This window comes from Deinococcus sedimenti, assembly GCF_014648135.1.
GTDB classification, from domain to species: domain Bacteria; phylum Deinococcota; class Deinococci; order Deinococcales; family Deinococcaceae; genus Deinococcus; species Deinococcus sedimenti.
Genome location: NZ_BMQN01000001.1, coordinates 556,990 through 571,497, shown reverse-complemented (window position 1 = coordinate 571,497; position 14,508 = coordinate 556,990). Strand labels below are relative to the sequence as shown.

Below are 14,508 nucleotides of genomic sequence, written 5' to 3'. Positions count from 1 at the left end.
GCAGGCTGGGTTCCGCTTTAGGTTCTGGTGTAGTGTGACGTCCGCTGCGGTGTTCATGGGTGAACTCAGCCAGAACAGGTGAGCCCGCCACACGCGCGGCATCGGGCCGGGCCGACACGAGCGGCGGGCACCGGGAAGGAAGGGGAATGGCGCGAAACGCAGGGGCGGAATACAGGAACGGTGGGCTGCTGGACTACGTGCGTCTGCCCGCAGGGGCGCTGGAGACCGCGCTGGGCGAGACCCGGCCCGACATCGACCGCGTGGCCCTCGCGGACGCGCTGCGCGCCTACCACCGCGACCTGGGCACCCTGACCCCCACCGTGGAGGCCACGCTGACGCGGCTGGCGCACCCGGCGTCCCGCGTGGTCGTGACCGGGCAGCAGGCGGGCGCCCTGACCGGCCCGGCCTACTCCGTGCACAAGGGCGCGGACGCGGCGCTGCTGGCACGGCAGCTGGACACCGAGGACGCCCCGATCGTCGCGGTGTACTGGATCGCCAGCCAGGACCACGACGCCGCCGAGGTGGCGGGCACGTCCCTGCTGGACGCCAGCGAACGCCTGCTGCGCCTGACCCTGGATGTCCCGGAGGGCGTTCCGGTGGGCCGCGTGCCCTGGCGGCCCGAGTGGACGGCGCAGGTGCACGCGCTGCTGGACGCCTTCGACGCCCCGGCCGAGCACGTCGCTGCCGTCCGCGCCCGCTTCGACCGGGCCGCGCAGGTGGGCGGCAGTTACGCCGACGTGTTCGCCCGGCTGATCCACGGGCTGCTGGGCGGCGCGGGCCTGCTGGTCCTTGACCCGATGCACCCGGCCCTGGCGCGATTGATGGCCCCGACCCTCGCGCGGGAACTGGACGACCCGCTGGCGTCCTCGCTGGCCATCGAGGCGGCTGCCGCACGGCTGATCGCCGACGGGTTCGAGCCGCAGCTGCGCCGCCCGGACGGCGCCACGAACCTCTTCATCGAGGAGGACGACGGGCAGCGCCGCCTGCTGCGCGTGGACGGGCAGGCGTTCGTCACGGCCACCCGCCGGTACACCCGCGCGGACCTACTCGCGCTGCTGGATGCCAACCCCACCCGCCTGACCCCTGCCGCTGGCCTGCGCCCCGCCGTGCAGGACGCCCTGCTGCCCACCCTGGCGTTCGTCGTCGGCCCCGGCGAGATCGCGTACGGCGCTCAACTGCGGGACGTGTACCCCCTGCACGGCCTGCGGCAGCCGCTGCTGTGGCCCCGCCTGAGCGTCACGTGGCGCGAACCGAACGTCACGCGCCTGCTGAAGCGACTGAACGCCACCGCCGCGCAGGTCCAGGCGGACCCCGACGGCGTGCTGGGCCGCGCCCTGGCCGCCGAACGCCACGCCGGGGCCGTCACCACCGCGCGACTGGACGACCTGACCACCCGCCTGGACGCCCTCACCGCTGAGATCGCGGACCTCGACCCCACCCTGATCGGCGCCGCCGCGCGCACCCGCACCCGCACCGTCGCCCGCGTCGCGCACCTGCAACGCCTCGCCACGCAGGCCCTCGCCCGCGCCGAGAACGACCGCAGCGGCCAGCTCACGCGCCTGAAAGCCCATCTCCTCCCCAACGGCACCCCGCAGGAACGCGAGATGAACTTCCTCACGTACCTCCTCAAACACGGCGACACGCCCCTGAAGCAACTCCTGAACCTCCCCGCCGGATGGCAGGGCGAACTCGACATTCCCTGACGGGGTCAAGGGTCTAACAGTCGAAGGGTCTAAGGGAGGCCATCCACTTAGACCCTTTGACCCATTGACCCTTTGACAGCAGCGTTCAGTCCTGGTCTTTGCCGAGTTCGGTGCCGCGCCGGGTGGCCTGCACGACCGCTTCGATGAGGCCGCCGCGCACGCCGGCGGCTTCGAGGGCGGCGAGTCCGGCGATGGTGGTGCCGCCGGGGCTGGCGACCTCGTCCTTCAGGAGGGCGGGGTGGGCGCGGCGCTGGACGAGTTCGCCGGTGGCGATCAGGAGTTTCGCGGCGAGTTCGTTCGCGAGGGGGCGCGGGAGGCCCATGCGGACGCCGCCGTCCGCGAGGGCCTCGGCGACGACGGCGACGTAGGCGGGACCGCTGGCGCTCATGCCGGTGAAGGCGTTGAACAGGTGTTCGGGGAGGTCGTACGCGTCGCCGACCGCGTCGAACAGCTGGTGTGCGAACGCGAGGTCCCCGGCGTCCCCGGCTTCCCTGGGGCCGGTGATGGCGGTCTGGCTGTGGCCGATGGTCGCGGCGAGGTTCGGCATGACCCGCACGACGCGCTTGGTGCCCAGGCGGCGCGTCAGGGCGGCGACGGACACACCGGCCATGGTGCTGATGTACCCGGCGTTGGGCTGCGCGAGCCACTCGGCCGCTTCGGGGAACACGCGGGGTTGCAGGCTGATCAGGATGCGTTCGGCGCGGCCCAGGTCCGCCTGCGTGATGACGCGGGCGCCGGTGCGGGCGGCGATGTCCTGCGCGCGGGCGGCGTTCGCGTCGAGCAGGCCGATCTCTGCGGGGGGCAGGACGCCCTGGGCGGTGACGCCCTCCAGCAGGGCCAGTCCGAGTTTGCCGACGCCGACGATCGCGAGCTTCATGCGCGCCAGTATAGGTGCGGTCCCCGCGCGGGGCGGGCCCGGCGTGCAGACGTGCGGGGCACGCGGGTACACTGGATGGATGCTGGTGTATCACCTTCCGGGAACGTTCGAGACGCGCGAGGATCACCTCGACCTGCTGTGGGAGGCCGGGGCGACCGGTCTGGAGGAACGCGCCGGGCTGATCCGCGCGTACTTCGACGAGGAGACCGAGCTGCCCGACGCCATTCGGGACGGCGAGTGGCGGCAGGAGGCGGATCAGGACTGGCTGGCGGAGTTCAAGGCGAACCTGCGCCCGGTGCAGGCGGGCCGCGTGACGATCGTGCCGCCGTGGCTGCGCGCCGAGATTCCCGCTACGCAGGTGGGACTGGTCATCGAGCCGGGCATGGCCTTCGGGACGGGGCACCACGCGACGACCCGCATGGCGGTGGAGGCCCTGTCGGACCTGAACCTGAACGGGCAGACCATCCTGGACGTCGGGACCGGGAGTGGAGTGCTGGCGATCGCGGGGGCGCTGCTGGGCGCGGAGTACGCGCTGGGCGTGGACATCGACCCGATCACCATCCCGATTGCCGAGGAGAACGCGCGGGACAACGCGGTGCCGGAGGGCCGGACGGCGTTCATGGTGGGTACGCTGGGCGACGACCTGCCGGGTGACGTGGTCGCGGACGGGGTGTTCGACGTGCTCGTGGCGAACCTGTACGCGGAACTGCACGACCTGCTGGTCGGGGCGTACGTGGGACACCTGCGCCCCGGCGGGCCGCTGATCCTGACCGGGATCCTGACCGGGAAGCTGCCGCTGGTGCAAGGCGCGCTGGACCGCGAGGGGTTCACGGACGTGCAGGTCCGCACGGATGGCGAGTGGGCGCTCGTGACCGCCCGCGCGGGCGAATGACCGACGCCCCTTTGAGGCTGCCCCGGCACCGCCTGCGGGTGGACGCCCTGACGGACACGATGATCCTCGGGCCGGGCGAGGCGAGGCACCTGCATGTCCTGCGCCTGAACGCGGGCGACACCGTGCGCGTGTTCGACGGGCGCGGCGCGGAGGCCCTGGCCGAGATCGCCGAACTGAACGAGGTGCGCGCCGTGCTGAACCTGGGCGACGCCATTGAGGGAGCCGCCGAGACGCCCTGGCCCCTGACCGTCGCGGTGGCGCTCCTGAAGGCCGACAAACTGTCCGACGTGGTGCGCGCGGCGACCGAACTGGGGGCCGCGCAGATCCAGCTGCTCGTGACCGCCCGCGCGGACGTCCGCGAGATCGGCGACCAGAAACTCGTGCGCCTGAACCGCGTCGCGCAGGAGGCCGCGAAGCAGTCCCGCCGCGCCGTCGTCCCCCCCGTCCTGGCCCCGGTGCCGCTGGCCCGCTTCCAGCCGGGCGGCCTGACGCTCGTCGCGCAGCCCGGCTCGGCGGTCCGCGTGTCGGACGTCGTCACCTGGGACGCCCCGGTCACGATCATCACCGGCCCGGAAGGCGGCCTGACCGACGCCGAGGTGCAGACGCTCGTGCAGGGCGGCGCGCACGCCGTCACGCTCGGCCCGCGCATCCTCCGCGCGGAGACGGCCCCGGTGGCGCTGCTGGGGGCCATCGCCGCGCTGGGGCTGTAGGTCCTCTCCCCTACGCGCTGAGGGCCGTACCGGTGGGCACGAGTTGCCGCCAGGAGTGGACGCTGCCGATCTGCACGGTCACGAAGCGTTCCAGGGCGCGCCACAGCGCGGGGCGCTGCTCGGCGGGCAGGGGGGCGTCCATGCTGGCGCGGACGGTGCGGCGGGCGACGTTCCGCAGGAAGTCCAGGCTGGGGTCCGGGTAGGCGGGCAGCGCCGCGCAACTGCCGCACAGGAGCTGGCCGCCGAGCGGGTCGGGGTGCGTGGGGTGGTCCTGCGCGCAGCGGGCGCAGCGGGCCGTCTGCGGGATGAACCCCGCCAGGGCCAGGAGTTTGTAGCTCATGACGAGCGCCACCCATTCCGGGTCCGGCTGGTGGGCGACGCCGCGCAGGGCGCCCGCGAACAGCTCGAAGGCCTGCTCGCTGAATTCCCCTTCCTGGTACAGCGCCTCGGCGAACTCGGCGAGCAGGTGCGCGAAGGCATACCGTTCGGGCTGCGCCAGCGTGGGCAGCGCGCCTTCCAGCACGGCCTGCTGCACGCTGGCGAGGTCGTTCTGCGGTCCCTGGTACACCTGCATGCCGACGTGATGGAAGAGGTTCAGGCGGCTGGACAGGGGCCCGCGCACGCCGCCGCGCGCGACGGCCTTGAGTTTGCCCTGGGGGGTCAGGAGCGTGACGAGGATGTCCCCGGCGGGCGTCACGCGCCGCCGGATGACGATGCCACTGCGGTTGGCGGTTCGGGACCTCATACGGACTCCGATGGAATGGTTTGCCAGAACCGTTCCATCCGAGCGGAGGCGACTCGTAGAGCTGCAGCGCAGAGAAGGAGCAGAGCGGGTTCCGGGCGTGGAGTGGGCCACCCGGTGACTTTCCGGGTGGCCGACGGAACAGACGGAATCCGCATCACTGTTTCAGAGAATAGCGCTGGAGTGCGCGTCGGGGCTGTGCCTCTTTCCACCATCGGGCGCGGCGGGTGGCCCTACACTGCCTCTCATGAATGACCCGCACCGCAAGGCCCGCGAGCAGGCGCACAGCGTGCAGGACCTGCTGCGGGAACTGTTCCCCGAGACGCACCGTGAACTGTTCGGCGAGCGGGATTCGGGCGCGCCGCCCACGCTGGGGCTGTACCCGGTCGCGGATGGGCGGCTGGCGCTGGTGCACGGGGATCAGCTGGCGGAGTTCACGCCGATCGACCCGAAGGGGAAGAACGCGCTGCACTGTGACCTGTGCCATTACACCCGCAGTCGCTCGGAGGCGTTGATGTACCGGGTGACGATCGCAGCGCGACGGACGCGGTACGTGACGCTGTGCACGCCCACGGAGGCGTGTCAGGGCCGGGCGGGCGCGCGGGGGCTGGAGGCGTTCGCGGACCGCATCTTCCCCATCGAGCCGCACGGCCCGGACGACCACTGAACGCCGCGCTCTGAAAAGCGGGGGCGGAGGTGTGCACGACCTCCGCCCCCTTGACTGATCTGCGGTCAGGGCAGGGTGAGGGTGGTCAGCAGCGCGTAGTGGTCGCTGATCTTGGGGTCGTCCTGCCGGACGCGTTCGGCGGTGTGGTTCAGGCCCGGCGAGTAGAAGTAGTAGTCGATGGTCCGGTCGGGTTTGCCGACGGCGGGGTCGTTGGGGTAGTGGGTGATGAACGCGGGGTTGCCGCTGTCGATCTGCGCGGGGCTGGGGAACGACGCGTACTTGGCGGTCAGGGGGGCGAGTTCGGTGTCGGGGTTGAAGTACGCCTTCTCACGGTCGCGCAGGCGGTCGTACGCGGCGCGGGTGCCCAGCAGGTTGAAGTCCCCGCCGATCACCCAGGGGGCGCTCGTGCGGCCGAGCAGGTCACCGATGAACGCCACCTGATTGCTCATGGTGTCGCAGCCCTGCGCGAAGGCGTCCATGTGGGTGTTGAAGGCACTCAGGGGCTGGCCGCCCTGCACGGGCAGGGTCACGCCCAGCACGGCGCGTTTGAAGTTGAACGCGACCGTGACGGGGTCCCCGCAGATGCGCGGTAGCTGGTAGCGGGTGGCGCTGTCCATGCGGTACCGGCTGAGCGTGGACAGGCTCAGGCCCACCCTGCCCATGATGCTGGGGTGCGGCACGAACGTCGCGCGGTGGTAGTACGTGGTGGCCGAGCAGGGGTACGCGCCGTTCAGTTTCGCCTGGATCAGGGCCAGCTGGTCGGCGTAGTCGGTGCGTCGGCTGTCCCGGTCGACTTCCTGCAGTAAGACGAGGTCGGGATTTTCCTGGCGGATGGCCGCGGTGACCTCGTCGAGCGTGCGGGCGATGTTCTGGGGGCTGGGGCGGGTGTCGGGGCCGTCCCCGGCGAGGGTGTCGTAGAAGAACACGTACCCGCGCCCGGCGAGGTACTGCACGTTCCAGTTCATGACGCGCACGTCCTGCCCGGCCTTCAGGGTCGGGGCCGTGGCGGGGCAGGTCAGGTCGGCGGCCTGAACGGGTTTCGGGTGGTCGGTCAGGGCGTACACGACGCCCGCCAGGACGGCAACGAGGACGATCACGCCAGCCAGGAGGCGCGGCAGCCACCGCGTCAGGATTCGGTTCATGGTGCGTGCAGGATACGGCACCCTGCACCGGGTTCAACAGGCGGCCGGGGGTGCCGTCTGGAACGGGCAGCGGCGTGGGGTCGTACCTGGGCGCGATGTCCCTCACTACTCCGCCGATCCTCGCCGCCCCGCCGTTCACGCTGGAGGTCGCGGGGCGGCCCCTCGCGCGCGTTCCGGAACTGTACGTGCAGCCGGGCGAGGTGCTGCACCTGTGCGGGCCGAACGGGGCGGGCAAGACGACCCTGCTGCGCGTCCTGGCCGGGGAACGACCGGGGGGCGAGGTGCGGGTGCTGGGCGGCGCGCCGGGCTCGCGGGGCGCGCGGGCGGACACGGCGTGGGTGCCGACGGACGCGGCCCTGCCGGACGACCTGACGGTCGCGGAGGGCCTGGCGTTCCTGGCGGCGCTGTGGTCCCGACCGGCGGCGCCGCTGCTGGCCCTGGCGGCATCGCTGGGGTTGTCGCGCTGGCTGGACGCGTGGCCTGCCGAGCTGTCGCGCGGCACGCGGCAGAAGGTCGCGCTGAGCGGCGCGCTGGGGCTGGGCTGCGCGCTGACGCTGCTGGACGAACCGTTCGGGACGCTGGACACCACCTCGCGCGCGGCGCTGCTGGACGCGATCCAGGCGCGGTCGGCGGCGGGTGGGGTGCTGATCGTCACGACGCACGGCGAGGAACTCGCGGGGCTGCCGGTCCGCCGCGTGACGCTGGAGCCCGCGTGACCCCCGCCGACCGTGCGTGGCTGGTCTGGTGGTGGCGGTCGGCGCGGCGGGACCTGGCGTGGACGTGGGGCGCGTGGCGGCTGGGCGGCGTGCCGCTGATGCTGGCGTTCCTGCTGGGCTGCGCGGGCGTCGCGGCACTCAGCGTGTGGCCCATGCTGCCGCCTGCGCCGGTGGGCGTGCCATGGGCGCTGCCGGTGGCGCTGGCGTGCGGGTGGCTGCTGCTGGGCCTGACGGGATCGCGGCCCGGGCTGAGTCCGCGCGGGCTGGAGTGGGCGGCGCTGCGGGGTCCGGTCCGTCCGGCGTGGACGCTGGCTCCGGCGCTGGCCCGCGCCCTGTGGCCCGGCACGCTGCTCGGACTGGTGCTGTGTGTGGTCCTGCTGGCCTGGAGTGCGCCGCTGTGGCCGCTGGCGCTGAGCCTGCCGTGGCTGGGGGCAGGCGGGCGGATGCTGCACGCCGCGCGGCACGTCCGGCGACTGGCCGGGTGGTCTGGGTGGCCGGTCACGGCGCTGGCCGCGCTGCCGCTGCTGGGCCTGCTGCACCCGGCCCTGCTGCCGGTGGGGGCCGCGCTGGCCCTGCTGGGGGCCGGGTGGCAGTGGGCGCGGACGCTCGCGGACGATCTGCCTCCGCGCCTGCTCGTGCAACTGGAGGTGGAGGCGGTGCGGGCCGGGGCGCGCCGGTTCGGGCTGCCCGTGCCGGAGGTGGACGCCGATGGGCGGCAGCCGCCGCGTCGCTGGGCACCCACCCTACGCCGCGCGTCTCCGCTGGGGGCGGTATGGTGGCGGGGTGCGCTGCAGCTCACGCGCCGTCGTTCTCGGCTGCTGGCGGGCGTGCTGGGCGCGGCGCTGGCCGGGGTGGGGGCGGCGCTGGGGCATCCGGTCTTGGCGGGTCTGCTGCTGGTCCCGGCGCTGGGTCTGCGGACGCCGACTCAGCTGCCGTTCGCGCCGTTGCCGGGCCGCCGGGCGCGGCTGGCGGGGCACCTCCCGGCGGCGCTCACGCTGGGCGGGGCCGCGCTGCTGGGCGCGTTGCTGGCGGGCGGCGGGTTGCCCGTCCTGCTGTCGGCGCTCCTGACGCCGTGGGCGGCACTGGGGGTGCGCTCGGCGCTGGGCGAGTCGGTGGGAGACCCGGCACTGGCGGGTCAATTTTCGTCCGCGGCGGCCCTCGCGCCGGGGGTGGTCGGGGCGCTGCTGGGGGGCTTCGGAGTGGCGGGACTGGCACCGCTGGCCCTGCTGGCGCTGGGCTGGGTGACGCTGGTCGGCTGACCGGGGCATGTGGGGCCGCCGCCGGGGCTAGAGTGCCGGTCATGTGGGCGGTGCTGATCGTGCTGGGAACCGTGGCGCTGGTGGTGTGGCAGCCGCGCGGGCTGGGGGCGGCGCGGGCCGCGACGCTGGGCGCGGTGGTGGCGCTGCTGGCGGGTGTGGTGCACCTGTCGGACCTGCCGATCCTCTGGGGCGCGACGTGGAACGCGACGTTGACGCTGGTGGGCCTGATCGTCCTGAGTCTGCTGCTGGACGCGGCGGGGCTGTTCCGCTGGGCGGCGCTGCACGTGGCGCGCTGGGGGGGTGGGAGTGGTCGGCGGCTGCTGGCGCTGCTGGTGGGGTTGTGCGCGGTGGTGGCGGCACTGTTCGCGAATGACGGTGGGGTGTTGATCCTCACGCCGATCGTGCTGGAACTGGCGGGCGCGCTGCGCGTGAGCCGCGCGGCGACATTGACGCTGGCGCTGGCGGTGGGGTTTGTGGTGGACGCGGCGAGTCTGCCGCTGACGATCAGCAACCTGACGAACATCATCGCGGCGGACGCCTTCCGGATCAGTTTCGGCGGGTACGCGGGCGTGATGCTGCCGGTGAATCTGGTCGTGGTCGCGGCGTGCCTGGGGACGCTGCTGCTGTTCTACGGGCGGACCCTGCCGCGCCGGTATGACGTGGCGGATCTGCCCGCGCCGGGCAGCGCGGTGCGGTCGTGGGGCGTGTTCCGGGCGGGGTGCCTCGTCACGCCGCTGCTGCTGGCCGGGGCGTTCCTGGCCGAGGGGGTGGGCGTGCCCCTCAGCGCGGTGGTGGCGGTGTGCGCGGGGCTGGTGTGGGTGGTCGCGGCGCGCAGCGCGCACGTGGGGACGCGGGCGGTGCTGCGCGCCGCACCGTGGAACGTGGTGGCGTTCAGTCTGGCGATGTACACGGTGGTGTACGGGTTGCGCGGTGCGGGCGTGACCGGTGCGTACGGCGCATGGCTCTCGGGCTGGGCGGCGCACGGGACGGGCGCGGCGGTGTTCGCGTCGGGCCTCAGCGTGGCGGGGCTCAGCGCGGGGCTGAACAACCTCCCGGCGCTGCTCACGGCGATCCTGGGCATCCAGGGCAGTGACGTGAGCGGTGCGGCGCGTCAGGCGCTGGTGTTCGGGGCGGTGGTCGGCGCAGATATCGGGCCGAAGCTCACGCCGATCGGCAGTCTGGCGACGCTCCTGTGGCTGCACGTCCTGCGCGGGCGGGGGCTGGAGGTCGGCTGGGGCGAGTACCTGCGCGCCGGGCTGCGCCTGACCCCGCCGGTTCTGCTGGCGGGCCTGGTGGCGCTGTGGGTGCGCCTGAGCATAGGGACATAACACGAGAACTTCAGCGATCTGGTGGGCGGAGACCAGGACATCCAGGCGGACTCGGCGGACTGACAGCGGTTGGACGTAGCGTGCGCACTCCGTCACTGCACCGGGCTATCCACGAACTACATGGCGCTCCGCTGCTGCTCGACTCGTTCATCCGGTTTCCTCTTCAGGGTGCCGGTGTCACACTCAGGGCTGTGGCCGTGTCGTGCAGGATCAGACGCACCTGTTCGCGCAGCGCCTCCAGGTTGGCCCGCATGACCGTGCAGCCCGCGACACTCATGCGGCCACTCAGGTGATCGAGTTGAGTGAACGTCTCGTGCCGGATGCGGCGCGCGTCCCAGTCGACGTGCAGCGCCTGAATCAGGCGCCGGGCCTGCGCGGCCTCAACGGCCGTCCACGTGCGCGTGATCGGTTGGCGCGCCACCACCAGGTTCATGTCCCGCAGTGCCCGCGTGACGGTCTGCTCCAGCCGCGGCCAGTGCGCGTCGGCAATGTCCACTACCACTCGACACCCGCCTGCGCCTTGCGGGTGTCGACCACCCAACGGCCCGCTGCCCACACCAGTTCCGAATCGATCAGATTCGGCTGGCTGTCCGTCAGCGGCGCCCAGCCCGGCCCGAACTGGTCAAGGCAGGTGCGTTCCGCTGCGCCGCGGCCCGTCAGCGCGGCGGCTGCAACTGCCTCCGTGGTGCGCAGCGTGGGCCGCCCCCAGCGCTCCATGGTCAGGTCACCGTCGGCGGTGTTCAGGCACGCCAGGGGCCGGTCGAACCACACCCCGCCGGTCATGCGAGCCGCGGCGGGTTCCAGGGCCACAGGCTGACTGACGGGATTGACCAGCACCTCCCGAACACCGCCATTCACACGCGCCGCCCCGTACGCCCATACCTGCGGCGCGCTCAGTGTGTCAGACCACGCCCAGAATTCCTGCGGGTCGACCGTGACCGGCATGATGCCGCACGAGGGGCAGTCCTCCTGAGCGTGCAGGGTCGCGCGGCCCATCTCGGGCGTGCCGACCGAACCGCAGGCAGACAGAGACAGGGCAGCGAGAACGGGGAGGATCAGGGTGCGGGTCATGGGTGAAGTCTGCCGCAGGGGCAGGGAACCGGCAGGGAACCGTGCGGCAGTCGACAGGGAACGAACCGTCACCGCTCCTGTGTAAGCGGCACAGCACTGCGTTCAGGCAACCCATTCCGGCCTCCAGGCGCACAACCCGCGACTCCAGGAGCCAGCAGCACACCCCCCTGTTGCACGTCCAACCATTCCTCGTTACAGAGGCTCGCGCCGCTCGTTTCAGCAGGTTCAAGCTGTTCGGCTAATCCTGTCGAGAGTCACAGGGAGATCACCTCTCCGTCCTGCTGACGCTCGCCGTGCGGCGTGATGTGGGAGGCATCGCGTGATTGCGATCTGCGTTTCACCTGTGCAGGGTGAGCGGCCTACCGAGCCGCTCCGACTGGTGTGAGAGCGCTCTCGGCGCGCAGCAGTCGCACCAGTACGAATTCCGCCCACCAAAATACGTCGGCACCGCGTTGCCTCCGACCGGCCCGGAATCGACTGAGCGCCTGGGGAGGCGCGGTCATGTCAGACCGCGCCTCCCCACATCGTGCAGAAAGTCCGCTGGGGGCGTAGTACCGAACTCGTCACGCAGCACTGCCGCGTAGATCCGCAGGGCCTGTTCCGCCTCGGCGCGACGCTCGGCGTGCAGTAGTGAACGGATCAGGCCCTGATGGGCGGCGTCGGACCACGGGTCAACCTGCAGCACCTGCCGGAAGGCAGCGGGAGCGTCCGCGCCGGGCGTGGCGGCCAGCGCCAGGCCCAGCTGAGCGGAGCGCAACTGGCAGCGGTCACGCAACTCCTGAATCCAGTCGCCTTCGCTGCCGGGCATGAACGGCTGGGAGAACAGCTGGGCCTGACGGGCTAGGTTCACCGGGTCTTCCGGAACCGGCTGATCCGGGCGGGCGTCCAGGATCACGTCCAGATGGTCGCCCAGGCGGTACCGGCCCTCCCGGTAGGGCAGTGGATCCGGATCCGTGTTCAGCGCCGCTTTCAGCGCGCCGCGCAGGCGCCGCACGGCCACGCGGAAGTACTCCACGTGGCGTTCCTCAGCCGAGCCGTCCCACAGGGCAGTCACAATCTCGTCGCGGGTGCCTGAGCCGTGCAGGGCCAGCCACACCAGCAGTTCGCGGGATTTGGCCAGTGCGATGGGCACAGCGTGACCGTCCAGCCGGACGCTCAGGTCACCCAGCGCCGTGATCGTGAGTCGGGGGGCGGCGGACGCGACCGGCGCGGGCACGGTGGGGGGGGCGCTCAGGGGGGGACGCTCCGCGGACGGCAGGTGAGGCCACAGGGGGTGGCTCTGCAACGGTGTGGCCTGGGCCGGGGTGTGACGGACGTGCAATGCATGCAGGCGCAGGGTGAGGCCGGCGTCCGGCCAGGGGTCGGCCGGCAGGGCCGGGGTGGGCTGGCCGGGCATGAGCAGGGCCGCCAGTAGCGCCCGGTACGCGCCCCGGGCCGGGTCGGTGGGGTGCACACCGTCCAGAACGTGGTGCGCTTCGCTCCGGCGCGCCTGACTGAGCAGGGTGTCGGCGCGCCTGAGCCGCACGTCCTCCTGCTGCGTGCGCAGCTGCCCGGCCAGGGCGTGCCCCTCCGCGTCGTCCAGGGCGCTCAGGGCGGCGTCGTAATCTGCGTCCCACCACGCCAGCGCGGCGCGCAGCAGCCCCGCGCGGGCATGCAGGAGGTGCAGGCCGTGATCCAGCCCGGCGGGCACCCGCTCGAGGGCGCGGCGCGTGCCGGGCAGATCTCCGGACTGTGCAGCCAGTTCCGCTTCTTCCAGGGAGATCATGGCCGCCCGGATCGCCCAGCCCAGGTGATCGTAGATGCGGCGCGCTTCACGCAGGGCGGCGGCCAGACCAGCGACGTCCCGCGCGGCGCGGCAGCACACGGCCTGCAACTGCCACGCTTCTGCCAGGCGCACCTGATCCCCCTGCGCGCGCGCCCAGGTCATGAACATTTCGGCGGCGCCCTGCGCGTCGTCGGGCTCGCCACGTTTCAGCGCGGCGTACACCAGGGGCCACAGCAGGGCCGGTTCGATCTCACCCGGTGTCAGGCGGTTCAGGCCCTCGCGGGCGTAGCGGTACTGGTCTTCGGTGTCGCCGCGGCGGCCAGCCAGCATGGCCAGGGACGCCAGGCCGGCCGGGGGCAGCTGCCCGGCGCGGCGCAGGGCGTGCAGGGACGCCTCGCCCCGTGTGGAATCACCCGTCTCGATCTGCGCCCAGGCCAGCCGCGCCTGCTGTTCGGGCGGGAGCTGCTCGGCCGGGACGAGTTCCAGCAGTTGCCGGGTCAACTGGTGCTCGCCGCGTCCGCGGAACTGGCTGGCCAGTGGCGCGGCCAGGCGCAGAAAGTCCTCCGGAGCCTGCGCTTCGGCGTACAGGCGGGCGGCGCGGCGCGTCTCGCCGCGTTCTTCGGCCAGCGCGGCGGCCGCCAGGGTCAACTGCTGCCAGCGGTGCGGGGTGCGCCGCAGGTCCTGGTCGAGCAGGTCGCGCAGCAGACGGTGGGGCTGAAACTGCTGGGCCCCCAGGGGCTGCAGGGGCAGACCGGCGCGCTGCACGTGGGTCAGCCAGCCGGGGGGCAGTTGCGCGCCGATCTGGCGGGCGTCGTCTTCACACCAGATGTCCAGTGCGGCCGCCTCAGGCAGCGCGCGGCGAAGTTCGGCCGGCAGGCTGTCCAGGCAGTCGCGGACCAGATCGTCTGTGCTGACGTGCCGCTGGCTGCCGGCCGCGGCCAGCGCCAGACCGGCCGGCCAGCCCTGCAGACGCTCGAGAGTCTCGCCCGTGAGGGTCACGCCACGCGCCTCAAGCAGGCTGGCGGTCTCGGGAGGGGTGAAACTCAGGTCAGCCGCGTCGAGGATCACGGCCCGGCCGTCAGCAACCGCGCGGGCCAGGCGCAGGCCGTCGGCGCTGTAGCGGCTGATCAGGACGCGGTGACCTTCGCCGAGGGCCAGGGCCAGCTGGATCAGCCAGCGGGCCACGTGGTCGTCCTCGACCGGGTCGACAATCAGATCGAGGTTCACGTTCGCGTCCAGCAGGGCCTGCGCCAGAGCGTCAATCAGGGCGGATTCGGGCGTGCGGGGATCGGGCGAGGTGAGGTGCTCGGCAGCGCCGATGTAGGTGTGCGCGGCGCGCGCGATGAGCGTGGCGACGTTCAGGGGATCGACGTGCGCCTCGGTGAGGCGGCACCACACGGCGGCTCGGGGAGTGCTGCGGGCGTACTGGGCCAGCAGGCTGGATTTACCGTACCCGGACGGGGCGGCAAGCAGGATCACCTGCGCGTTGAGGGCGTCGGCCAGACGGGTGAGCAGGGCGGGCCGCGTGACCTCGAACCGGCCGGGGCGCGGAAAAGAAGAAGACGTCATGGGGTGCGCGCAGTGTAGAACACGCAACCTGCGCGCAGCGTGACGGGGACAGGGTTCGGCCCGCGCG

At 72.6% G+C, this 14,508-nt stretch carries 13 protein-coding genes; 7 read left to right on the top strand and 6 right to left on the bottom strand.

Translation table 11 applies throughout. The annotated features are described in order from the left end of the window. Positions 1–146: 146 nt before the first annotated feature. Complete coding sequence (bshC, locus tag IEY69_RS02815) at positions 147–1,703, top strand: bacillithiol biosynthesis cysteine-adding enzyme BshC (protein ID WP_189071618.1); 1,557 nt, start codon at positions 147–149, stop codon at positions 1,701–1,703. Between the two features lie 85 nt (positions 1,704–1,788). Here the strand turns inward: bshC and proC are convergent, their stop codons facing one another. Next, complete coding sequence (gene proC / locus IEY69_RS02810; protein ID WP_189071617.1) at positions 1,789–2,580, bottom strand: pyrroline-5-carboxylate reductase; 792 nt, start codon at positions 2,578–2,580, stop codon at positions 1,789–1,791. Between the two features lie 79 nt (positions 2,581–2,659). Between proC and IEY69_RS02805 the strand changes: the two genes are divergently transcribed. Both IEY69_RS02805 and IEY69_RS02800 read left to right on the top strand, forming a co-directional pair. Beyond that, positions 2,660–3,472 (top strand): 50S ribosomal protein L11 methyltransferase, encoded by an 813-nt coding sequence (locus IEY69_RS02805; RefSeq protein ID WP_189071616.1) that lies wholly within the window; start codon positions 2,660–2,662, stop codon positions 3,470–3,472. Then, complete coding sequence (locus IEY69_RS02800; RefSeq protein WP_189071615.1) at positions 3,469–4,182, top strand: 16S rRNA (uracil(1498)-N(3))-methyltransferase; 714 nt, start codon at positions 3,469–3,471, stop codon at positions 4,180–4,182. Before IEY69_RS02805 ends, IEY69_RS02800 begins: the two co-directional genes overlap by 4 nt. A gap of 10 nt (positions 4,183–4,192) precedes the next feature. Here IEY69_RS02800 and recO read toward each other — a convergent pair whose 3' ends face one another. Continuing rightward, positions 4,193–4,927, bottom strand: a complete 735-nt coding sequence (gene recO, locus IEY69_RS02795; protein ID WP_058976403.1) for a DNA repair protein RecO — start codon at positions 4,925–4,927, stop codon at positions 4,193–4,195. Positions 4,928–5,171: 244 nt separating this feature from the next. Between recO and IEY69_RS02790 the strand changes: the two genes are divergently transcribed. Then, positions 5,172–5,591 (top strand): hypothetical protein, encoded by a 420-nt coding sequence (locus IEY69_RS02790; RefSeq protein ID WP_189071614.1) that lies wholly within the window; start codon positions 5,172–5,174, stop codon positions 5,589–5,591. A 65-nt stretch (positions 5,592–5,656) separates the two neighbouring features. Here IEY69_RS02790 and IEY69_RS02785 read toward each other — a convergent pair whose 3' ends face one another. Continuing rightward, positions 5,657–6,733: an endonuclease/exonuclease/phosphatase family protein gene (locus IEY69_RS02785; protein ID WP_189071613.1), complete on the bottom strand. Its 1,077-nt coding sequence runs from the start codon at positions 6,731–6,733 to the stop codon at positions 5,657–5,659. Positions 6,734–6,783: 50 nt separating this feature from the next. On the opposite strand from IEY69_RS02785, the gene IEY69_RS02780 reads away from it, so the two are divergent. From IEY69_RS02780 to arsB, 3 genes are read left to right on the top strand one after another with little or no spacing between them, the layout of a single operon-like run. After that, the gene (locus IEY69_RS02780) at positions 6,784–7,449 is read left to right on the top strand and encodes an ABC transporter ATP-binding protein (RefSeq protein WP_189071612.1); all 666 of its coding nucleotides are present in this window, start codon (positions 6,784–6,786) and stop codon (positions 7,447–7,449) included. Next, positions 7,446–8,708, top strand: coding sequence for a hypothetical protein (locus IEY69_RS02775; protein ID WP_189071611.1), 1,263 nt, complete (start codon positions 7,446–7,448; stop codon positions 8,706–8,708). The genes IEY69_RS02780 and IEY69_RS02775 overlap by 4 nt, the downstream gene beginning before the upstream one ends. Before the next feature lie 41 nt (positions 8,709–8,749). Continuing rightward, positions 8,750–10,036, top strand: coding sequence for an arsenical efflux pump membrane protein ArsB (arsB, locus tag IEY69_RS02770; RefSeq protein WP_189071610.1), 1,287 nt, complete (start codon positions 8,750–8,752; stop codon positions 10,034–10,036). A 163-nt stretch (positions 10,037–10,199) separates the two neighbouring features. On the opposite strand, the gene IEY69_RS02765 is transcribed toward arsB, so the two are convergent. The 3 genes from IEY69_RS02765 to IEY69_RS02755 all read right to left on the bottom strand — a co-directional run bounded on the left by IEY69_RS02765 (position 10,200) and on the right by IEY69_RS02755 (position 14,441). Continuing rightward, positions 10,200–10,532 (bottom strand): hypothetical protein, encoded by a 333-nt coding sequence (locus IEY69_RS02765; RefSeq protein ID WP_189071609.1) that lies wholly within the window; start codon positions 10,530–10,532, stop codon positions 10,200–10,202. Continuing rightward, positions 10,532–11,107, bottom strand: a complete 576-nt coding sequence (locus IEY69_RS02760; RefSeq protein ID WP_189071608.1) for a hypothetical protein — start codon at positions 11,105–11,107, stop codon at positions 10,532–10,534. Before IEY69_RS02760 ends, IEY69_RS02765 begins: the two co-directional genes overlap by 1 nt. A 499-nt stretch (positions 11,108–11,606) precedes the next feature. Further along, complete coding sequence (locus tag IEY69_RS02755) at positions 11,607–14,441, bottom strand: AfsR/SARP family transcriptional regulator (protein WP_189071607.1); 2,835 nt, start codon at positions 14,439–14,441, stop codon at positions 11,607–11,609. Positions 14,442–14,508: the final 67 nt, after the last annotated feature.